A 22,561-nucleotide genomic window follows, 5' to 3' on the forward strand; every position below is an offset into this window, starting at 1 on the left:
TTAATAAGGAACAAAGATGTATTGTTCAAATTGATGAGTCAACTTTCCCCTGTCAACTGGAGCAGTCATGAAAATTCGATCCGCCATAGAAAAATTGACCCCCTATAAACCACCACTGGAAGGCAGAAATCCCAGGGAATTCACCCTGCTGGATTTCAATGAATCGCCTTTTCCCCTGCCACCGCATGTCCGGGAGCGACTGGTGGAATATATTCAGGGAAACACCCTGCATGTTTATCCCGCTTATGGCGATTTTCTGGAACACCTGGCGGCCTATACGGGAGTCACGCCTGAACAGTTGATTGTTACCAATGGCTCTGACCAGGCTATTGACATCATCCTGCGATGCATTCTGGATGCCGGTGATGAGATGGTGCTGGCAAAACCCGGATTTTCCATGTTTTTTCAAATAGCCGGAACCCTCGACGCGTCTGTGATTTCACCCTTCTATTCTCTGGACGACATGCGTTTTCCGATGGACCAGATCGTCCGTTCTGTCACAGAAAAAACCCGGTTGATCGTGGTCATCAATCCCAACAATCCGACGGGCACATCCGCCAGCCTGGAACAACTCCGTCAACTACTGACCACATTTCCGGATATAGCGGTTCTGGTGGATGAAGCTTATTACGAATTTACAGGAAAAACCTGTGTCTCACTGGTGAACGAATTTTCCAATCTTGTTGTGATCAGAACCTTTTCCAAGGCGTTTGCCATTCCCAGTTTGCGTTTGGGCTACGCGCTTGGCAATCCGGACTTCATTCAGCAACTTTACAAGATCAGAGGTCCGTATGATGTCAATATGCTGGCCATCGTTTCGGCCAGAGCCCAACTGGATAATCCTGAACCATGGAAAGAAGCCATACGCCATGTGATGACAGAATCCAAGCCCGCATTGGAACATTTTTTTCAGACCCATCAAGTGAAATATTATCCAGGCGAGGCACATTTCATGTTGGTAGTTCCTGAAAATCTGCCGGAATCTGTTAATTATTTAAAAGATCATGGAATTTTGGTTCGCCCCATGCATCCGCCTATCGGCCATATGTTTCGGGTCAATGCGGGAACCATGGAGCAAACACAAAAATTCATTCAGATTTACAAAAAATATCTGGAGCTTGTTCATGATTAAAAATGCCATTGACATTGAACCCTAAAACTCAATATAGGTTAAATTAAGGTTTAGTTTAAAACAAATCATCCCATTCCTTGATGAACAATATTCAACCCAACAGGAATTATGACTACCAAAGCAGAAGATATGATGAGCGGTATTTCCAAAGCATCAGGAACCAAAGCACTCTCGCTTACAGGCAAAAAATTTCGGATGAATATTCTGACGAAATTTCTGGGCAGTGTCGCCATCACCACCATCGTGATATCGGCCCTCGGCGCATTAATGGTTTCACAGCAGTATACTTCCGCACTGGAAGATGAAACAGAACGATCAATCAACCTGAAAGAAGAACAAATTGATCAGTCCATCAACGGGCAAAAAGAACTACTGAAGGCTAATTTGATCCAGCAGATGGAAATTCTGGGGGCTGTCATGAAGTACACTCTCGTCAATGAGAGTGTGGATGAGGGGCGACGCCGCGGGTTGGATGTCATTACTTCCATGCTGGGAGATAAAAACATTGTGGCGATATTGATCACCCATGGGGATGGCGCATCTTTTGTGGGGGGGCATGTTACAGAAAATGGTCAGATTGCGAGTCTGAAACAACTTACAGAAAATCATCGCAAGAAGAATTCGATCCTTGAACGTGATATCACCAGTGGAACAGGTGAAGTGATTGGACGCATCAGCCTTGTTTATTCTCAGGACGTTATCAACAAAGCAAAACAGGCCTCAGAAGCAGAGTTGGCAGAATTGTCCAGTGCCATGAAACAAAGCATTGGCCGACAAGTCTTTTTGATCGTCAGAAATCATGTCATTGAGAGTATCATCTTTTTTATCATTCTGATGATGATCATCACCTGGCTTACCCAGAATCAGGTCATCAAACCGCTGGCAGGATTCAAGTCCATTCTTTCTGATCTGGCATCGGCACAGGCTGATCTGACACGCAGAGTGGGCATTAAAAGCAATGATGAGCTTCAGGAAGTTGCCGGATTGCTCAACAGTTTTGTTCATCAAATCCAGTCGATCGTTTCCAACATTTCCAGTATTGCCTCCAAAATCGACCATGAAAGCACTGAACTCAACTCCTCGATCGGTAGTGTTTCCGGAACCATCCATGAGTTGACCGAACTGGCAACCACTCAGTCTGCCGCGATTGAACAGACGTCCGCGACCATGCGGGAGATTCAGTCCGGTGTGGAAATGACAGCAAATTATGCCAAAGACGCAGACAGACTTTCAACCGAAGCTGGTGAGGAAAGTCAGGAAAGTTCAAAAGCGGTGCAGCAGATGCAGTTGAGTATGCAGCGAATCCACGATACCGCGTCCCAAATCAACAATTTTATTTCCGCGATCAATGAGATTGCCAACCAGACCAACCTGCTTTCCTTGAATGCCGCCATTGAGGCCGCCAAAGCTGGAGAACAGGGAAAAGGGTTTGCGGTGGTTGCGGATGAAGTCCGGCGTTTGGCTGAGAACTCCGCCAAAGTGACCCAGGAAATTCAGGGCTTGATTCAGGAAAGCAACCAGCGGATTGGCGAAGGACAGGATGCTGTTAAAATGGTGGATGCCAGTCTGGCAAGAATCAGCGAAAAAATTGCCCAAAGTTCAACAGTGGTGTCTGAAATTTCAACCGCGACTTCCGAACAAAGTATTGCCGCGCAAGAGATCAACGTCACGCTGGAACGTCTTGCGGAAAGCAGTTCCCATGTTGCGGATGCCGCTGAAAAAATTGACAAGACCTCATCCCAGCAGGTTCAGTTTGCCCAGCATGTTTCTTCCAGTGCTGGAGAACTTCAGGATCAGATCAAGCAATACAAATACAACTAATCCGCACAAATTAGTCCGGGGCGACTTGATTCCCCGGATGTCCTCCTTTGTTTCGCATAATCCATAATTCTATTTTTCTATTGACCAAGGATGATCTCCATTATGGTTTCAACCTTGTTCTTGCAATTTCATACACTTTATTTCCCTCTCGTTTTCCTATCGCAATCACCAAAACAACCAGCTCATTTTCAATGACTTCATAAACCAGACGATAGCCACTGGATTTTAATTTAATTTTATAGTGGTTTGAGAATCCTGAAAGTCGACTGGCAGATACATGAGGATTCTCCAGTCTTTCTTCCAATTTCTTTTTCAACTGTAATTGAATGTTTGAATCCAGTTTTTTCCATTCTTTGAGGGCTGTTGGCAGAAAATGTAATTTATAACTCATCAATGGACACTTCAATGGCTTGTTGTTTTTCTGAAAGACGTTGTTTTACAATTTCACCCAGCTCATGATCCTCAAGTTTTTCCAGAAGCAGTTCATAAGTTTCAGCAGGTATTAGATAAGCCGTCGGTTTATTATGACTCAGAATAGTGATTGGATTTCCTTCAGACTGTCTTAACAATGCGGATGGATTCTTCTTTAGCTCTGAAATGCTGGCAGAAAATCCGGCTAGTATTGGTTCCATTTCATTTCTCCCAAATATGATCCCATTAAATCATTTTATTTATTTCATATATAGAGTATGCCTCATGAGTTGCAAGTTCCCGTACTTACGAAATTATAATGCGTGAATAGCGAATCACTTAAAACGGGATACTCTCAAGATATGCTTCATTTCACAGCTTGAATTATTGACAACCTGCCAGTTATTAATCATGGAACACGAACATCATCACACCATCGCAGACACAGACGCCAATCAGCGAATTGACAAATTTCTGGCTACGGATGAGTTTATCACGTCACGGGCTGAAGTGCAGCGTCTTCTCAAATCAGGGGATATTACGGTCAATCAGCTTTGTGTCAATCCGTCCTACAAACTACGGGCTGGCGATCTGGTCCGCATTGTGTTGCCTGAACCGGAACTGCTGGATCTGGTGCCTGAGCAGGGACCTCTGGATATTCTTTATGAAGATGCCAATTTACTGGTGATCAACAAGGCCGCGGGCGTTGTTGTGCATCCGGCGCCGGGACACAATTCAGGAACGCTGGTCCATTTTCTCATGCACCATTGCAAGGATCTGGCAGGGATCGGGGGGGTGCAACGGCCTGGAATTGTCCACCGACTGGATAAGGACACCTCCGGAACGCTGGTTGTGGCAAAAAACGATATTGCCCACCAGAGTCTGGTGGAACAATTCAAGGTTCACTCAATCCATCGACAATATATCGCTCTGGTCTGGGGCGTTCCCATGATGTCATCAGGCACTATTTCCGCGGCCATCGGGCGCAACCCCAATAACCGCAAAAAAATGGGTCTGAATGAACGTGGAAAGCATGCGGTCACGCATTGGCGGGTCCTGGAACGCTTTCAAAATTGCGCTCTGCTTTCATGCACGCTTGAAACCGGAAGAACCCATCAAATCCGCACCCATCTCACGTCCATGGGATTCCCACTGATTGGCGATCAGCAATATGGAACGTCGCCCCTGCATCGTCTGAAAAATCTGCCGGGACCGGTGAAACAACAATTGAGTCAGTTGCACAGACAGGCGTTGCATGCCCAGGAACTGGGATTCATCCATCCTGTATCTCAGGATTATATGAAATTTTCCGCTCCTGTTCCTGAAGATATGTCGCTCTTGCTGGATATATTAAGAAAATTTCATCCTAACCATATGCTGCGGAATTGACACCTGAAACACCTATCTTTCTGCTTGAACCTTGTCTATGGTTCCATTATCGTTCCTCCTCTTAACAACTCTTCAATGAAGGGTTTCTGAGGTGCGAGTTCTTTGAAAAAATTGTTACTCATTTTTCAATACTCATCATTCTCGAGTTCATAGCAAATAACCCGAAAAGTTTTACGGGTTTTCCGTGATAACGCATGTAAGCATTCAGGTAACAGAACCACTGAATGTTTGCGGAAACAGCAGACTCATTCCCAGAGGAATTTACATGAAAAATATCAACATTGCCGGCCATACTGAAACGATCATCGAACGAGCGGATTACCCGATTGAAAAATGTAAGAAAATTTTAGACAAAGAAGTGACCGCCATCCTGGGCTATGGTCCACAGGGACGAGGACAAAGTCTCAACATGCGCGATCAGGGATTCAATGTCATTCTGGGTCTGCGACCGGGCTCCAGTTGGGACAAAGCAGTTGCTGATGGCTGGGTTGCCGGAAAAAATCTGTTTGAAATCGCGGAAGCCACCAAACGGGGAACCATCATTCAATACCTGCTGTCGGATGCTTCACAAATCGCCATGTGGCCCACTGTGAAAGCAAACCTGAAGGAAGGAGACGCACTGTATTTTTCTCATGGTTTCGGTATTGTTTTCAAAGATCAGACAAACATCATTCCTCCGGCCAACGTGGATGTCATTCTGGTGGCACCCAAGGGTAGCGGCTTGACTGTCAGAACACATTTTGAAGCAGGTCGCGGAATCAATGCGTCATGGGCCATTCATCAGGATTTCACAGGAAAAGCCAAAGACCGTTGTGTTGCCACCGCGTTTGCCATCGGGTCCGGACATCTGTTTCAGACCACTTTTGAGAAGGAAGTTCACAGTGATCTGACGGGCGAACGTTGTGTGTTGATGGGTTTGATCCAGGGTGCGTTCCTTGCGCAGTATGAAGTGTTGAGAGAGCATGGTCACTCCCCCTCTGAAGCGTACAATGAAACCATTGAAGAAGCTTTGCAAAGTCTGTATCCATTGATTGCCGAAAAAGGAATGGACTGGATGTTTGCCAATTGTTCCACCACAGCCCAACGCGGTGCTTTGGACTGGGCCCCCAAATTTCACAAGGCCGTCAAACCCGTGATTGAAGAATGCTATCAGAGCGTGATTACCGGCAATGAAGCCAAACTCTCCATTGATTCCAATTCCCGTGCGAATTATCGTGTTGAACTGGAAAAAGAGTTACAAGCCATGCAGGATCAGGAAATGTGGCAGGCAGGCAAGGCCTTGCGTCCATTACGTCCGGAAAATGCCAGGTAATTAAATGAACCATCAAGGAATTATTTGAGGAGTGTTATGTCAGGATTAAAGCTCTTAGGTGAAGGCAGCCAATATTATGCAATGCAGTCTCATCAGAGATTCAGGAAAAGTGAAGATCTGGAAGTGGATGCCATTCCTTTTTCAGGAGCTCTTCGCCATCATTATAATCCCAACATGGTTCTTCTGCTCACTCATCCCTGGGACCGGGATGGGGTTGTTTTTGAATTTCGGCAGGAAGACATCATCTTTGCGGAAGAGTTATCCAGCCAGACTCGACCGGATGGCGTTACCGTTGAAATGGCCAAACTCTGGTTGAAAAAAGGTAGCATTGCCATGAAAATGCAACCTGTCCGGGTTGGCGATTCAGAAGAATGATATGAAATACTGGCTGATGAAATCAGAGCCAAACGTCTTTTCCATTGATGATTTGAGGCAGTGTCCTCAGCAAACAGAAAGCTGGGATGGTGTGAGAAATTATCAGGCACGCAATTACATGCGTGATGAAATGTCCAGAGGCGATATGGTTCTGTTTTATCACAGCCGTATTTCCCCCTCCATTGCGGGATTGGCTGAAATAGTTCAAACAGCCCATCCTGATCCCACATCCTGGAATCCTTCCAGTCCCTACTTTGATCCCAAAAGTACCCCTGATCAACCGCGCTGGTTTATGGTGGCTGTGCGGTTCCGGGAAAAATTCAAAAATCCACTTTCGCTGGATTATCTGAAAACGATTCCTGAACTCCAACCCATGATGTTATTGCGTAAGGGATCCAGACTTTCGATCCAACCCGTCACGAAGGAGGAATACACCATCATTCTTGATTTGGCACATTCATCATCTCTTTGAGGTTGCAATGGATTCCAGTGAAAATAAATTTCAATACAGCAAGAAACCATTGTTTTCCCCCAGGCAGGCTGCTTCCAAGGAGGAGCTTGCGACTCAGAAATGGAAAGTATTGATTGTGGATGATGCGGAAGAAATTCATCTTCTGACAAAAATGGTGTTACGAAATTTTACTTTCATGAACAGAGGGCTGGAATTCGTCAGCGCCTACTCCGGAGCGGAATCCCGCAAAATCATTCTCCAGCATTCGGATATCGCTGTTATTCTGCTGGATGTGGTGATGGAAGAAGATGATTCCGGACTCAAGGTGGTCAGGTTCCTTCGCAATGAACTGCAAAACCAGTTGGTGCGCATTGTTCTGCGGACCGGACAACCGGGACAGGCACCGGAAGAAAAAGTGATTGTCGAGTATGATATCAATGATTATAAAGCAAAAACAGAGTTAACTGCCCCTAAACTGTTCACCACCATGTTCTCCGCATTGAGATCATACCGTGATCTCATGACCATTGAAAACAACCGGCGTTCTCTTGAAAAAATCATTGAATCCTCGTGCAACCTTTATAATTTGCCGTCCATGAGGAAGTTTGCGTCTGGAAGTCTCAGTCAGATTGTCTCCATTCTCAATCTCAGTCCACATGCCATCTATTGTCATGTTTCCAACTCATTGCAAAAACCGGCCTTTGACATCATTGCCGCAACCGGCAAATATGAAACACAGATACATAACAATTTATCCGAAATCCTGAATGTCACCGCTTTGAACGATTGCCTGTCAGTGGTGCACAATCAAAAAAATCTGTACTCGGATCATCACTACATTGGTTATTTTCAAGGACATAATCTGGGCGCCAGCATTCTGTTTCTTGAAAGTCACAACGAACTCACTCAAACCGATTGGCAATTGCTGGATTTCTTTTCTCTGCACATCAAAACGGCTTATTCTAACCTTGATGTCAAACATCAACTGGTATGCGTGCTGGAACGTTTTATGAATATTATGGAGGAATTTTCCCGAAATCAGAACCAGTTCGAAAAAATAAGCCATTTTTTCAATAAAGCCCCGCAATATGCCCATATGCTGGCACTCAGGTATGGACTTTCTGAGGACGAGGCGAAGCATCTTAAAAACGCGGCCAGCATTTATCATCTGCGCCAATTGCTACTTCCGTCAACTTTGCAAATGATTCCAGCCCAAACAACAGAAGACTATTCTTCATTCATCCAATCCGCGATCACCATCACACTCCAGATTCAGGCGTATCAGGCGCAAGGTGTTTCACAGGGTCTGCTTAACAATGAGATCCATCTCTATACAAAAATAGTTGCCTTGGCCAACGATCTCACAGAGGTGATAAACAGTTCCCCTCAAGGTGACAGGGACCTGGACAGCATCAAAAGTAAATTGCTTGCTCTCCCGGGAACCAGACATGATCCTGAACTGATGTCTCTCCTTCTTGAACATCTGGACGTATTTCTGGAAGTCTGAATTATACTTCAGACGGGTGAAATCTGGAATTTTAAGAGTTGTGTCATACCAGACTTGATCCGGTATCCAGAGTCCACAGAGCGCCGCATACCCATGGATTCCGTGTCAAGCAGGGAAGGGGTTAAGAATCAAATTTTGTAATCGTCGATAATATTTCATAGCTCTCATTTCAGAATTGGTGTGGAACCCCCCTGGTCTCTGTACATCAAAAATTCTTCTGTTATCTTTTGCCTGCCGTTGACCATAAAAGCAATACAACCTGTGAGTGACGAAAACGTAACGGAAATACGGCACTGAACCATGCCTGGGCAGTATTCTGTTATTTGACGGATAAATGCATTTAGATTCTTGAAATAAAATGGTTTTTAAGGATCCGTCATACGTCTGATTGAATATCATGGGTTTTTCCATTAGCTGAGTCAAACATCATCGCGGGTCTGAGATGTGTGACCGTGTTTCTGGGCGGTGGGCATTCAACTTGGCTGAAGAGGCACAGGTCACATGGTTATTCACAACTTAATTGATGAAAACACTTATGGAAAAATCGTTATTTCGAAAAGAAGTGTTACCTTTCTTTTCACAGTTCACACTATTGATTGTGGCAACAATCATTGTGGATGTCATGCTACACCAGCTTGGATTGGTTTGGATCGGTAGATATTTAGGAATACCGGGAACCTTGATCATTCTGCTATCTTTTCTCTATTCACTGAGAAAACGAAAGAAAATTCAACGGGGATCCCCTAAAAAATGGATGCATTTCCATGAAATTTGCGCATGGTCAGGTTCATTGCTGATATTGGTTCATGGTGGTATTCATTTTAACGCAATTCTGCCCTGGTTGGCTATCATTGCCATGCTGGTGGAAATTATGAGCGGATTAACAGGTGAATTTCTGCTGAAACGATCCCAACAACGAGTTTCTTCCAGAAAAAAATATTTTCTACAGCAAGGGCTCTCCCAGGAAAAAATAGAAAATACAATTTTCTGGGACGCGGTTGCCGTGGATTTAATGAAGAAATGGAGATCTGTGCATCTCCCGATTACCCTGGTATTTTCTGTTTTGTCCATCATCCACATTGTGACTGTTTTTCTATTCTGGGAGTGGAAATGAAAAAAAGAAGCATCTATCCTCTTCTGACTATATTATTACTGGCCTGTGTAGTTCTCAGTTTCTTGTATCCTCATTGGCTGTTAAGTCCGGGAAAACTCATGGACGCACATCAGGAATTAACAACAAATTGTTTATCCTGTCACACTCTTTTTCAGGGAACTCCTGTAAATAAATGTATTTCCTGCCATCGCGTGGATGATATTGGCTTGATGACATCCAAAGGGGTTCCCATTAAAAGGGAGAAAAAAGACACAGTCGCATTTCATCAAAATTTGAATGAAGCGGACTGTATCAGTTGTCATGCGGAACATCAGGGATTTAAATCGGTCAAACCGGTAACAAGATTTTCTCATGAGCTGTTGAATTCTTCGATCAAAACCAATTGTACGGCCTGTCACAAGAGCCCTGAAGATTCGTTGCATGCGCATGTTCCACAAAACTGTACTGAATGCCATAATCTGGAAAAATGGGTCCCTGCGCGCTTCGAGCATAGTGTGCTGGATTCTGTTACCCTTAAAGATTGTGTCGCATGCCATCCATCACCCAAAGATAATTTTCACCAACAAGTTGCAGGAAGTTGCGGGCAATGTCATAGTCAGGATAAATGGCTTCCCTCAACATTTGACCATCGAAAATATTTTGTTTTTGATAAGCACCATCCTAAGGATTGCAACAACTGTCATTTAAAGAGTAATTATCAGCAATATTCCTGCTATGAATGTCATGAGCATAGCCCCTCAAAAATCAGAAGTGAACATATTGAAGAAGGAATTTATAAGTATGAAAATTGTGTGGAGTGCCACCGAAGCGGCAATGAAAAAGATATCAGATGGAACAGAGGAACAAACAGAAAATGGGAGAAAGATCACGATGACGATTGATTGTAAGATCTGAGCATCTGCCTTTCAGTCGCTCTTGAAACAGCGACTGAAAGGCAAGAGAACAGACACGGCTCAGGCCGCGTCGTCGATTTCTCTGGTGGCAGTGATTGCCGCTTTGGTTCCATCCGATACCGCGACGGTGATCTGGCGGTAAGGATTATTCGCGACATCTCCCACAGCAAAAACATCTTTCACAGTGGTCCGCATAAACACATCGGTTTTGATGTATCCCCACTGGTCTTTTTCAAAGCGATCCCCGAATAAATCAATATTGGGTTTCATTCCCGCGAATATAAATACGCCATGAGTGGAAAGGGTTTTAAGCTGGCGCGTTTTTAAATCTTCGACAGTGACATCCATCCCGGTGGGGGTTTTTTCAAATTTTCTAGGCTCATGTTCCAGGATAAACTCAATTTTTTCATTGGCGAAGGCTTTTTCCTGAGCCAGTTTATTAGCCTGCAACGTCGCAAATTGATGAACAATGGTCACTTTGGTGGCAAATTTGGTGATGAACAGCGATTCTTCCACCGCTGAGTTTCCGCCACCAATCACGACCACTTCCTTATCCTGAAAATATTTACCATCACACGTCGCACAGTAACTGATGCCATCGCCTTTGTATTCTTCTTCTCCGGGAACTCCCAAAAGCCGGTGGGTTGAACCGGTGGCAACAATGATTTTTTTGGCCCGGATCGTTTCGACGCCATCAATGATGATCTCTTTTTTTTCCAGATCAGCGTGAGTCACATCCACCGCATACCGTCGCTCCACACCAGCCTCGACCGCCTGCTCATTCATATTGTGCATCAGCATGAAGCCTTCAATGGGCTTGGTGAATCCAGGGAAGTTACTGACCAGGTGGGTTTTGGAGACTTGTCCTCCCGCAAGACCGATATCCACGATAATCGTTTTCAGTTTTGCCTGAGCCGTATAAATTCCGGCAGTCAAACCGGCAGGACCTGCCCCGAGAATCAGAACATCACATTCTGTTTCAAAGGGTTTGATTCCGCTTTTCAACTCTCTGGCCCGCTCAGTGCCGATCATGCTGTCAAGGTTTTCCATGATCTCCGCGCGTTTGATACCGCCTGTCAATTTTTTCCCGATGAGCTGGCCATCTTTATAAAATAACAATGTGGGAGAACTGTTGACGCCAAGTTTATTGGCCAGTTCACGGTTCCCCTGCCTGAATATTTTTACAAATTTAATATCATGGCCATACACGTCATGCAGGCTATGAAATTTTGAAGCCAGGGCTTCGCAGGGAGGACACTCGGTTGAGTAAAAATCAAACGCGACCAGGCCTCCATTCAATACGACTTCTTCATATTGAGCTTCATTGATTTCAAGAATGTTTTCCATGTTACAACTCCTCTGCGAAATAAGTTGAAATGCCCATCCCCATCAATTGATCGACAGGACGGCAGTCTTCAGATAAAATTTCCCCTGTTTTGTTTTTTGCGACAGAGGCACACCCTCCGCCACAAGCCAGTGCCAAATTGCAACTCCGGCATTTGTCAATGGACAAAATATTTCTTTTTCCCCAGCGGCTGATAACATCAGCTTTTTTTGTGACCTCAGGATAAAAAGTCCCCAGGATCTCTCCTGTCTTTCCTGCTGTCGCGGTGCAGGAATAGATGTTGCCGTTATAATCAAAAGCCCATTCTGTTTTGGTGGCGGGACAGGAATCAAACAACGGGTCTGGAAGTTCGCCTTTTTCAAATAAAAATTTTGAAATAGAAAATGCCGGTTGATGGAATTTCAGAAAATCAGGATACCTTTTGACGATTTCATACACATGCTCATACATGGTCACTCTGCTGAATAATTTGGCGCTATCCGCTTGGCATGTGTGCAGTTCATAATTTCGACCCAGTTGCGTCTTGAAAAATTGGCTGTCGGTCCATCCTTTTTCAATGGCAAACCGGGCCAGATTTTCCAGATCATCAATATTTTCCTTGTCAACGACGATTCTTAAATTGATTGGAATTTCATTTTGTAAACATAAATCAATCCCTGAGACAATTTTGTCAAAGGTTTCATTGCCGTTGCGTAACGCTCTTCTCTTGTTATGAAGCTCCCGGGTTCCATCCAGTGTCACCTGAATTTCCTTGATCGAAGCGGTTTTCAGGATATCGATATATTCTTCGAGCGTATAACCGTTGGTCACGCCCGCAATCTGGAGGTTTCGCTGATTGGCTTTTTCAATGATTTTTTTAATGTTTTCCTGGTGAAATTTCCCAATCAGAAACGGTTCGCCCCCAAAAAGCGTGATATATTTTTTGCGTGAGTGGAATTCCCGGTCAATATATTGAAAAAAAGCCTCGAGTAGCTCTTCTTTCAACGGATTCGGGGTTTGGGCGTATTCTACCTGAAAGCAGTATTCACAATCAAAATTGCAACTGTATTGAGGAACAAAAAAGATCTGTACCTCGTCCTGTTCCTGGTTCTGGAGAAATTCCAGATACTTTAATTTAAACCGCGATTCCTCTTCTTTTTCATCAACGAGATACCCTTTTTCAATATATTCATCGATGTCTGAGTATTTCCCTTCCTGAATTTCGCGGGCCTTTTGTGCTGTGAGAATATCAGCGTTTCCTGAGAGCAGGTTGACCAGAAAAAATTGATCAGAATCTTTGATTTGTGAAAAAATATTATGATGAGAGAAAATCACTTTGACCTGATGGCAATAAATGTTTGAACCCCAAAAACGGGTAATGACAAACACACTTCTCTCATTACCCGCAAGTTACTGAAACTTAATCGTGACAACCGGCGACTGTTGTGGAAACTTTCGCACAGCACTGTGCCACTGCTTTGCATTTACAATCTTTCTTTTTAATCAATGATTTCATAAATCCTCCTTGTTCAGGTTAATTAACAGAGGCAAAATCAGGGTTTCCAGCCCATGATGGTAAAGCTGGCAACCGTTGCTTTGCCTTTCTCATAAGGAACACTTTCCTTAAGAATTTGAATGCGTTCAAAACCAGTATTAGTCAAGGTTGCCAGATATTCATCCCTGGTAACCGCGCCAGCCCAGCATTCAGATATTGCGACAGGATCGTTTCTGTAGTCTTCAGGAATCTGTTCCATGGAATAGATATCGCTGATCACAAACCGACCTCCTTTTTTCATCACTCTGAAAATTTCCTGCCAGACAGCGTTTTTATTGGTGGCATGATTGATGGTACAATTGGACACAACCAGGTCCGCTTTTTCATCCGCGACCAACAACTGGTCCAGTTCCGTCTGGATGAATTCCACATTCCTGATTTCTGCTTTCTCAGCGTTTTCTCGGGCTTTTTGGATCATTCCATCTGAAATATCGATTCCATAGGCAAATCCCTGGTCTCCAACCATAACCGCCATTTTCAACAGCTCATGTCCACGGCCGCTTCCTAAATCAATACAGACTTCACCTTTTTGAGGCTTTGAATAATCCAGTGTGTTGCCACAGGACAAACAACAATTGCTTTCAGCCAAGCCGGAATAGCGTTGATTGATGGTTTCGATGGTCATTTCAGTATGCATATGTTCTCCAGGACAGATTATTGCGGATCAATCTTTTTTCCAATTGACTTCAATCTTTTTTTCACCAATTTCATTTTTGGCTATTGTCGCTAACTTGACCAGTTCCTCTTTGCAACAGTCGATCGTTTTCGCTTCGCTGATCCTTCGAATCAATTCATCTGCGAATTCTTTGATTGTAATGGTTTTTTTCATGATATTCTCCTCTTTCATAAGGTTTGAATAATGAATAAATGACAGTCTCGTCACCGTCTTTGTATACAAAAAACGATGTTCAAAATCAACACGTGACATTCGCAATTTTACACATCACTCTCGTGCGGTGTCTTGTCTTCCGGCTTTGCTTTTTTTGTCGGCACGCGACAAACATTATTCCCCATTCAACCGGGAACCCCAAATACCGATGACAATACCTTTTGCAATACAAACCAGATCGCGACAAATATTATAAAATCCAATTCTCTCATTGCTCACTCCCATTAAACTTTATTTTTATAACATAAAAATCTTTCAATATATGAATACTTGAATATTCTGATTCGGTCAATATAATTTTTTCAGGTATGTATTCTTTCGTAAGCGTTCAGCCGTCAGTTTTCAGTTTTCAGAAATTCTCAAGGCCTGGAAGCCAAACGATATTTTCTGCTATTGAGTTATAATGCTTCTGAAGCGCATAAACACTGAAAGCTGAATACTGAAAGCTGAACGCTTACGTTTTTTCTCATCTGCCATCCGTGGCGTGTGGCTTAAAAAGTGGCGAAAGAATAATGCTTACGGCCCATTCACTTCAAGGATCAAAAAAGTCACATCATCCCGTGAATTGCCACCGGTGAATTGTGTCCACTTGTCCTGCAAAAACGATTTCATGTCGGTCAACGACAGATCCAGACACTGTTCCAACACTTTTACCACGCGTTCTTCGCCCCAAAATTCACCACTGCCATTCTTGTTTTCGGATTCAATCAGACCATCTGTGTAGAGAAACACCTTGTCTCCCGGCAGGAGTCGACTGGTTTGCTCCTCATAAATCAAACCAATATCCTTGTCCGGCATAGCACCAATGAACAAACCACGTGTGTCCCAGAATTCCAGTGTTTTTGTCTGATGTCTAAGAATAACAGCGGCTGGATGAGACGCGTTGCTGTAAATCACACTTCCGTCAGGAGAGAGTTTCAGCAGGAACGCCGTCAGGTATTCATTGGTTTTAATGATCTGGAACATGGATTGATTGAAGTTTCGCAGGATCGCTTTGGGAGAATTTTGATGCCTGAGAATATCAGAGAAACAGAGTTTGGCCATAATGGTGATGAAGGCCGCCGGAACGCCGTGCCCCATCGCATCCGCAATCAGAATATATAAGGATCCGTCTTCCAGGGGGATGATTTCATAATAATCGCCGTTGACCTGCCCCAGTGCCCTTGAATAACCATCAATCCTGAAGTCTCGATGTGACAGGGGCAGAACAGGAAATATTCCCTGCTGAATGTTGGATGCCAGTTCAAGTTCCCCTCGAAGCAACGCGTCTTTATGTTTCAGGTCATCCAGCGTCTGGTTGAGATAATGGGTCCGTTCCAGAACCTGACTTTCAAGATTTTGAACGAGGGACGCGTTTTCAATATAGGGTGGCAGTAATTCACACACATGCGCCAGAAATTCATATTCTGATTCAAGATAATGCGTTCCATTGATTTTGTGCCCCAAAAACATGATGCCCACAAGGGTTTCACCAGAAAAAACTCCGCAAAACCATTCCGTATTTTTCAATAGAGACCCCATGCTCAGATGATTATCAAGGTTCCCCTGTTTGAAATCCCGAAATGTATCCCGATGCATCGGGTAGGTTTCAAGCATGCTGAACAGCGGGAGATCTGCCGGAAAGTGCATCAGGGAGACAGGGTCTTCTTTTGCCTGATGCTCCCAGAACAGACTGCGCCGAATATTGGTTTTCTGCCAACCATCAAACGAATTCTCCTTTTTGTTATAAAACACGACCGCACAGTGCATGGAAAATAATTCCGCAAGCAAATGCATTGAAATGCTCTGAAAAATGTCTTCCAGTTGCCGGGCATTGGATAATTCAGATGTCAGTCGTCGCAGGCGTGTGTTCAGTTCATATCTGCGACTGTGTCCCAAAAACAGATTTACGGTTCGCATCCACAGACTTTGAAACAGATAAATTCCGCCAAAACAGACAAAAATTACCTGCGCATACCATTGCAGGGTATTCTGACTGTTGACCATGTTCAGCACAAACGCGATTTCGTAAAATAACCAGAAAATCCCTGACCAATACAGACTCTTGCGGAAAAATGACTGCGCATACGGAATATCCCCCCTGTAAAAGCCATAGATCATGATGAGGATCGGTAAAAACGCGTAATTCCCGGGTGGATACCACTGGAACCATTCCACCAGTGGCATATCCAGCAACATGAGATCGGCTGCGCCACCCAGACCAATGAGGATGTAAATCACCTGTTCTCTGCGGATCATCGTCATTTGGTGATAATTTTTGTAAATAGTATAGGTCACAGACAGAAGCATCACAATGACCCCTAATTCCAAAGGCAGATACAGGGGACCTGCCAAAGCGAAGCGCCCCCAGGGATAATCCACAATATCTACGATCAACCATGGTGTTTGGGAGGTTATCGCCAGGGTGCCACATAAGCCATAAACCAACAGCAACCACAAACGACCGGGCTTGTAATCCATCAGCCACAGAAAAAACCGGATCGCCACACCTAATTGCAACGCCAGCATCAAATAACGGATTCTTGCGATTTTGAGACTCCATTCGTAATGACCGATGATCTGGTTCACCAGAAATTCGAGTCCGTAAAAACTGAAAATAATGAGAACGACGCCCATCATCAGCGTTTCTTTGGGAAACTGGGTTTTTTTCAGAACCAGGATTGCGCCGAAACAGGAAAAAATGATCATCAAGGCCGCCGGAATGCCATAAGGAACCACCGCGTTGAATATCAGTTCATGGTGAAAATTACTGAACAGATACAGCACAGTGAACAGATGCACGGCAAAGCCGGCATAGATAAAACCATACATCAGATATTTTTTTGTGCGTTTCCATCGAACCAGTGAGACCATCCAGTCTTCTGTCGTATGTGTGACATAAATCATCAGGGCATATGCCGCAATCATGAATAACAAGGCATACGGGTACTGTCCGGCAATACTGGAACGATCGGTATATCCAGCCAGTAACGAAATTATCAGGAGCAGAATTCCACTGAGAATATAGCGATGTTTCCGTTTTCTCCGTTGCGAAAACATACTGGAACCAATGGTTTGAACGGCCAGAATTTGCTGAAACAGAAACCATAACAGCGTCAGAAAAGCTCCTGCGCCTCCTGATTCAATAATCACAATACCATTGGTGTAGAATGAGTTGGATTCAGCAATCTGTTCACCCCACAAAAACATGATCAATACCAGCACACTCCAGAGATTGAAACGTTTCCAGATTGTATAGGTATCAAGAACAGTCACAAACCACCAAATGTGCAGCAATCCCTGAATTACCAGAAAACTGAGACCGGTTCGCAGGATCCAGATTTCCCACGTACCAAAAGAATGAGTGGAGAGGAAATAGGCAAATTCAATAAGGCAGGCCCATAGCAGGCACATCATCCCCAGTAAAATACTTTCTATTCGGCGTCTTCCTGCTTGCAGGCACCAGAGTGCCGCGCCAAAAAACGCCACCTGCGCCAATAAGATACTGATCAAATAGGGCGATTTTTCCAGAACGACCGCATTTCCTGTCCAGTAATGGTACAGCAGTGCGATCACATTGCCGCCAAAAATACCTGAAGTGATCAGCAGCATAAATCCTGAAAACTGCCCACTGACAACCAGTGTTTTAAAATAATTTTTCCAGGAATTTTTCCACAAGCCAACCGCAATCAGGGTCAGCGGTAAAAACCGTGATTGACTCAGCAGATACCATTCTTTGCCTTCCATGGGAAATGTTCTGAGAATCTCCATGAACCAGCCCAGCAGAACGCCTGAAAACACCCAGCGGTAGGTTTCCTGACGCAGTGGGATAGGACTTCTGAAACGGTAAAACAGAAAGGCTCCATAAACCATGGTTCCCCAGCGTAGCAGTGTGAGTAAATATAAACCCGCGCCACCGCTAAGCGTAAACCCATAGGAAAACTCAACACTACCTTTGAAATAAAACTCGGTGAAGGTTGATGGAAAAAAAGCCAGCGCGATGGTATACATCGTCCACTCCAGCCAGTGTCGCTGTGACTGTCCGGTCACACGATGCATGAACTGAATTTCAACCGGCAGAATGAGGAGATAAATAAAATAATGGAGTTTGATGAATTCGAGCCACGTATTCCCTGACACCATGAGGGAACCCAGACTGACATCCACCGCGGAAAATAAATGCAGCAAACAGAGAATCGCAAAAAAACGGCTGGATTGAGATTCGCGTTCCTTTTTAAACGTGTAGGTGAGAAATATGCTACTGAAAACAATGGTGAAAAGAGAAGGAAGCAGATAAGGAAAGATCCGGTCTGTACGGAACAACATGGAAAGCAAGTCTTGCTGTCCCATAATTACCTATTGATTGAGAGCTGATACCCCGGCGTCAACGGTATCAAACACCGAAAAGAGCGTATCCAGTTTAGCAATAGAAACCAGGTGGCGGTTTTTTGCGGTAAGGTTGCATAAGGACATCCCCACATTGATCTCTTTCAGGTTATTGTACATGGCGACCAGCAAGCCGATATTGGATGAAGTTAGAACTTCTATCTGTGATAAATCTATCAATACTTTCCGGGCTTGTGCTGATTCAACGTCCTCAATCACATCATGGACATCATCCAGAGAAAAATGATCGAGAACGACAATTTTGCAGACAATCCCTTCATGTTCCACTTCAATCATAATTGACCTTTTGTTTTTATTCATCGGAGGGGGAAACAATTATTTATACGTTGTATTTATTCCTACAGAGGGCCATGTGATAAAATCAAGGCCTTAAACTATTTTTCACAAAAAAAAGCAACAGACGCAGTTGTGCAAGATAATTGCAATTCTGTTTCTGATGTCTGGAAAATGCCCTATTTTTACCGGTTGACTATGAAACCATTCAAACTCCAAACAGCGTTGAATGTGCGCCAACGCTTTGAAAAACTGAAACAAAAAGAATTTGCTGAACAGTTACAGGTTGTTCAGCAAATCCAGACCCACATGGATGAAATTAAACAATCTCTGTCTGAGCGCGAACAGCAACTGGATGTTTCCAAAAGGCAGGGCTTCACTATCATGGAGTTACAAATTCATTCCAATTATCAGCAAGGGGTGAAACAGGATCTCAAACGACTCTCCCGGCAATTGAAAGAGCAACAGCAACTGGCCGATTCCAGACAGAGAGTGCTGATCAAAGCCACCCAGAAAAAGAGAATTCTGGAAATTCTCAAAGAAAAACAGGAATCTCGTTACAAGGAAGAACAAAAACGGATTGAACAGGCCATGATGGATGAAATTTCCCAGAACCAGTATAATTTGAAGAATAAAGAGCGATAATTTTTTCCTGAAGCCGTAGCCCCATTATTCTAATCCATAGCGTATGATTAAAAAAAATGAATGATAAACCACTGAATTCAAAAATACTTTATACTTTCATTCTCGTGTTTTGTCTATTTCTGACATCGGCGAGGCCCGCTTATAGCATACCGAAACCTGTGGAAGATCTGTGTACCAAATTCAATCTTCGATTTTGCGCGGGTCCACCTCCTGAAGACAAAACAAAGCAGGAAGAAGAACCGCCCAAACATGAATTCACTGACAGTGAACGGAAAATTCTCACACGACTGGTTGAATATCAGAAACAGCTCCAAAGCAAGGAAAGCCAGCTTGAGCAACGTGAATCCCAATTACGCTCATTGAAAGAAGACATACAACGTCAGATTGAACAACTTGAACTGATGCAAAAAAGCATTGCGCAGGATATTGAAGCAAAAAAAATTCTGGATACAGATCAGTTCAATAAGGCTGTCAATTTTTATGATAAAATGGAATCGCCGAAAGCGGCTCTATCGCTTTCACAGTTGGACACGAAAACAGCCATCCAGATTCTTTTAAAATTGAAAGAAAAAAAATCGTCAGAAATTCTGGCCAGCATGAAACCTGACAAGGCCGCGCAATTGATTGAAGGAATGACGAGAAAGCAATAGCATCATTTGTATCAGAAGAAATCTTATGGAAGAGGTTTCTTGTTTGAAGTGGATCACTCCCAATTTATCTTTTTGATGAACTATCTATGATTTCCGCGATTTCAAATGCCCTTTCTCCCGGCAATGCACAAGGAGACGTGATGGGAATGCCTGGCGTAGCCATGGATTCTCAAATGGCCCCTGACTTCCAAAATTCCTTGGATGAGGCACTCAGCCGTAGCGTTTATTCGCCTGCAATGGCCTCCGCGCTGACTCCTGTGGAAACCAATGAAGACATGCTGTTTGGCGTTCCTGTGGAAGATCTTGATATGGCAGATCTCGACACTGAGACGGAAGCAACCGACATTGACGAAAACACAGTCCCGGTCATGGCAATCACTCCATTTCGCGCAGAGTTAGCTTCCATGCAACCGAGTTCAAGGTCATCTGAAAACAAACCTTCTGTTCCTGATATCCGAGTCGGAGTGCCCCCTTCGCCACAGCAGGCTGTAAGCCCTGAATCTTCAAAATCCCTTGAGACAAGTCCTCAAAAACGCGTTGCTTCATGGCTTCAATCCTCCAACAAGGTTAATCATAATCGCTTGCCTGAGACATCGGCAGAAGCAGAATTTTCTTTAGAAGCTCAGGAAAATTCTCCTGAGATGCAGGCTGATCCCCGTGTGACTATTGGCCAGAAAGCAGCTTCAGACCGTGCGACCATTTCTATTGGAGAAAGTCTTCAAAAAAGTGTGGTTCGGCAGTCAGAACAGGAAAAAGCCATTCAGGAAGGATTAGCCGTCGCACCCAAAAAAGGTATTTCCCTCAAGGATTTTTTCCACCGTGTCGATTCCGCCAAACTGGAAGAAATGAATCTTAAAACCGACCCGGCACTTTCCAGAGTAGAACCCTTACCCACTCCTGAAACCCAAAAGCTGAACCTGTTGCAACAGCAGCAAAATATCATGAAGCAGATGTTTCAACATGATAAAACCAGGGATATGATGCAGGCAACAACCATGCCCTCGGGTATGGCCGGAGCCATGATTGCCAATCCGGATACGATGTTACAGGAACATGAAATAGAAGAGTCAGAATTTTCACTGGATTCAGTGCAGGGAGCGTCCAACGAATTGAAAGCCTTGTCGCGCGAAACAAAAACCCATGAAAACACCGCACCCAGAAAAGTGGATAGTCCGTTTGATCTGGAGCAGATTGTCAGCAGGGTCAATTCCGGAAATGGCGACCCTCAGGAAATAACCATGGAACTCAATCCTGAACATCTCGGCAAGCTTACAATGAAAGTCATGCAGGATGGAGATAACCTCTCTGTGGAAATGAGAGTGGATAATCCCATGGCAAAACAAATGATTGAAGCCAGTATGAACGACCTCAAAAACCGGTTCATCGAAAAGGATTTTTCTTTTTCAAATTTCAATCTCTCAGTCAACATTGATCAGCGGTCCAATTCCCAGTTTCAGCAATCGCCCAATCAGGGCGGCTTTGCCCAGGACCATATTGGCGCCACTCAGTCAAACCGTCTGGAACGTGAAGTTCCTGTGATGGCATCAATCCGGAGGCCTTCAGCGGCATCCGGACTCAGTTTATACGCTTAAAGGAGATCTGTATGGATACCACAGCCGTCCAACAGGCATTAGGTCAGGCCAGCAATTCCCAACGCAATGCCGCCGTCAAAACGCATGGGCCGCCCAAAGACAGTAAAGATGGAAAAGAATTGGGAAAGCAGGATTTTCTCAACTTGCTGATGACCCAGATGGCCAATCAGGATCCCATGGACCCCATGGACAGCAAAAGCATGATGGCCCAGCTTTCTGCCATGGGAACCCTGGAGCAATTGCAGAACATGAACTCCAAAATGGATCAACTGCTGACCCATCAGTCTGATATCGCTCAAGCCAGTTCCAGTGTTTATCTGGATAAGGATGTTGAACTCGCAAGTCCAACACTCACCCTGAAAGGCGGGGTTTCCGCACCGGTCACCTACTCACTGGGAGGCGATGCGGCCAAAGTGAGCATTTATATCACGAATGACAAGGGCGACATGGTCCGCACGATCAACATGGATCATCAAGGTCCGGGAGAACACGCTGAAACATGGGATGGAAAGGATGATGACGGTGATGTGCTGTCAGATGGAGCTTTCCGCTATGAAGTGATTGCCAAAACCGAAACTGGCGAAAATATCGAAGTGTCTCAAAATAAAAAAGGCAGAATCTCCAAACTGGATTTCAAAAATGGCCGGTCCATGGTGGAAATCAATGGAGAATGGCTACCTGCTGAAAAAATTCAGCGCTTGGGCAATGACTCTCTGCGCCGTTTTGACAGCGCAATGCCCTTGCCGCTTCGCAAGGATTTAAATACGCGGAAACTTGTGATTCCGCCTGCTTATTCCCAGGCTTCCAAACCTGAGGAAATCAAATAAATGCAATGGATGCAT

The 22,561-nt window shown here is 44.3% G+C and carries 21 protein-coding genes; 13 read left to right on the plus strand and 8 right to left on the minus strand.

Features of this window, described 5'->3' with window-relative positions; all coding sequences use genetic code 11:
• The first annotated feature begins 67 nt into the window (after window positions 1-67).
• Window positions 68-1,132: a histidinol-phosphate aminotransferase family protein gene (locus tag HQM11_00140; GenBank protein ID MBF0349404.1), complete on the plus strand. Its 1,065-nt coding sequence runs from the start codon at window positions 68-70 to the stop codon at window positions 1,130-1,132.
• 108 nt (window positions 1,133-1,240) lie between these two features.
• Window positions 1,241-2,953: a HAMP domain-containing protein gene (locus HQM11_00145; GenBank protein ID MBF0349405.1), complete on the plus strand. Its 1,713-nt coding sequence runs from the start codon at window positions 1,241-1,243 to the stop codon at window positions 2,951-2,953.
• Window positions 2,954-3,053: 100 nt separating this feature from the next.
• Here HQM11_00145 and HQM11_00150 read toward each other — a convergent pair whose 3' ends face one another.
• Window positions 3,054-3,344, minus strand: a complete 291-nt coding sequence (locus tag HQM11_00150) for a type II toxin-antitoxin system RelE/ParE family toxin (GenBank protein ID MBF0349406.1) — start codon at window positions 3,342-3,344, stop codon at window positions 3,054-3,056.
• Entirely contained in the window at window positions 3,334-3,585 is a 252-nt protein-coding gene (locus tag HQM11_00155) for a type II toxin-antitoxin system Phd/YefM family antitoxin (GenBank protein MBF0349407.1), read from the minus strand. Before HQM11_00155 ends, HQM11_00150 begins: the two co-directional genes overlap by 11 nt.
• A gap of 190 nt (window positions 3,586-3,775) precedes the next feature.
• Here HQM11_00155 and HQM11_00160 point away from each other — a divergent pair, with 190 nt between their 5' ends.
• The 7 genes from HQM11_00160 to HQM11_00190 all read left to right on the plus strand — a co-directional run bounded on the left by HQM11_00160 (window position 3,776) and on the right by HQM11_00190 (window position 10,393).
• Window positions 3,776-4,753 (plus strand): RluA family pseudouridine synthase, encoded by a 978-nt coding sequence (locus HQM11_00160; GenBank protein MBF0349408.1) that lies wholly within the window; start codon window positions 3,776-3,778, stop codon window positions 4,751-4,753.
• Between the two features lie 265 nt (window positions 4,754-5,018).
• Window positions 5,019-6,065 (plus strand): ketol-acid reductoisomerase, encoded by a 1,047-nt coding sequence (gene ilvC, locus HQM11_00165; GenBank protein ID MBF0349409.1) that lies wholly within the window; start codon window positions 5,019-5,021, stop codon window positions 6,063-6,065.
• Window positions 6,066-6,101: 36 nt separating this feature from the next.
• The gene (locus HQM11_00170; GenBank protein MBF0349410.1) at window positions 6,102-6,440 is read left to right on the plus strand and encodes an inorganic pyrophosphatase Ppa; all 339 of its coding nucleotides are present in this window, start codon (window positions 6,102-6,104) and stop codon (window positions 6,438-6,440) included.
• 1 nt (window position 6,441) lies between these two features.
• A complete protein-coding gene (locus HQM11_00175) occupies window positions 6,442-6,912 on the plus strand; it encodes an EVE domain-containing protein (protein MBF0349411.1) in 471 nt (156 codons plus the stop codon).
• A 7-nt stretch (window positions 6,913-6,919) separates the two neighbouring features.
• The gene (locus HQM11_00180) at window positions 6,920-8,398 is read left to right on the plus strand and encodes a DUF3369 domain-containing protein (protein MBF0349412.1); all 1,479 of its coding nucleotides are present in this window, start codon (window positions 6,920-6,922) and stop codon (window positions 8,396-8,398) included.
• 535 nt (window positions 8,399-8,933) lie between these two features.
• Window positions 8,934-9,512, plus strand: a complete 579-nt coding sequence (locus HQM11_00185) for a hypothetical protein (GenBank protein MBF0349413.1) — start codon at window positions 8,934-8,936, stop codon at window positions 9,510-9,512.
• Window positions 9,509-10,393 (plus strand): class III cytochrome C family protein, encoded by an 885-nt coding sequence (locus HQM11_00190; GenBank protein ID MBF0349414.1) that lies wholly within the window; start codon window positions 9,509-9,511, stop codon window positions 10,391-10,393. The genes HQM11_00185 and HQM11_00190 overlap by 4 nt, the downstream gene beginning before the upstream one ends.
• Before the next feature lie 72 nt (window positions 10,394-10,465).
• Here HQM11_00190 and HQM11_00195 read toward each other — a convergent pair whose 3' ends face one another.
• From HQM11_00195 to HQM11_00220, 6 genes are all read right to left on the minus strand, one after another.
• Window positions 10,466-11,752 carry an FAD-dependent oxidoreductase gene (locus HQM11_00195; protein MBF0349415.1) on the minus strand — a complete coding sequence of 429 codons (1,287 nt, stop codon included), beginning with the start codon at window positions 11,750-11,752 and terminating at the stop codon, window positions 10,466-10,468.
• Window position 11,753: 1 nt separating this feature from the next.
• Window positions 11,754-13,118 carry a radical SAM protein gene (locus HQM11_00200; GenBank protein MBF0349416.1) on the minus strand — a complete coding sequence of 455 codons (1,365 nt, stop codon included), beginning with the start codon at window positions 13,116-13,118 and terminating at the stop codon, window positions 11,754-11,756.
• Window positions 13,119-13,282: 164 nt separating this feature from the next.
• The gene (locus tag HQM11_00205) at window positions 13,283-13,921 is read right to left on the minus strand and encodes a methyltransferase domain-containing protein (protein MBF0349417.1); all 639 of its coding nucleotides are present in this window, start codon (window positions 13,919-13,921) and stop codon (window positions 13,283-13,285) included.
• Window positions 13,922-13,948: 27 nt separating this feature from the next.
• Complete coding sequence (locus HQM11_00210; GenBank protein MBF0349418.1) at window positions 13,949-14,113, minus strand: hypothetical protein; 165 nt, start codon at window positions 14,111-14,113, stop codon at window positions 13,949-13,951.
• 576 nt (window positions 14,114-14,689) lie between these two features.
• Entirely contained in the window at window positions 14,690-18,502 is a 3,813-nt protein-coding gene (locus HQM11_00215; protein MBF0349419.1) for a serine/threonine-protein phosphatase, read from the minus strand.
• 6 nt (window positions 18,503-18,508) lie between these two features.
• Complete coding sequence (locus tag HQM11_00220; protein MBF0349420.1) at window positions 18,509-18,835, minus strand: STAS domain-containing protein; 327 nt, start codon at window positions 18,833-18,835, stop codon at window positions 18,509-18,511.
• 195 nt (window positions 18,836-19,030) lie between these two features.
• On the opposite strand from HQM11_00220, the gene fliJ reads away from it, so the two are divergent.
• From fliJ to HQM11_00240, 4 genes are all read left to right on the plus strand, one after another.
• On the plus strand, window positions 19,031-19,477 hold the full coding sequence (gene fliJ / locus HQM11_00225; GenBank protein ID MBF0349421.1) for a flagellar export protein FliJ: 447 nt from the start codon (window positions 19,031-19,033) through the stop codon (window positions 19,475-19,477).
• A 56-nt stretch (window positions 19,478-19,533) separates the two neighbouring features.
• The gene (locus tag HQM11_00230; GenBank protein MBF0349422.1) at window positions 19,534-20,127 is read left to right on the plus strand and encodes a hypothetical protein; all 594 of its coding nucleotides are present in this window, start codon (window positions 19,534-19,536) and stop codon (window positions 20,125-20,127) included.
• An 86-nt stretch (window positions 20,128-20,213) separates the two neighbouring features.
• Window positions 20,214-21,719, plus strand: coding sequence for a flagellar hook-length control protein FliK (locus tag HQM11_00235; GenBank protein ID MBF0349423.1), 1,506 nt, complete (start codon window positions 20,214-20,216; stop codon window positions 21,717-21,719).
• An 11-nt stretch (window positions 21,720-21,730) separates the two neighbouring features.
• Window positions 21,731-22,546: a flagellar hook assembly protein FlgD gene (locus tag HQM11_00240; GenBank protein ID MBF0349424.1), complete on the plus strand. Its 816-nt coding sequence runs from the start codon at window positions 21,731-21,733 to the stop codon at window positions 22,544-22,546.
• Window positions 22,547-22,561: the final 15 nt, after the last annotated feature.

The organism is SAR324 cluster bacterium (genome assembly GCA_015232315.1).
Classification (GTDB): Bacteria; SAR324; SAR324; order SAR324; family NAC60-12; genus JADFZZ01.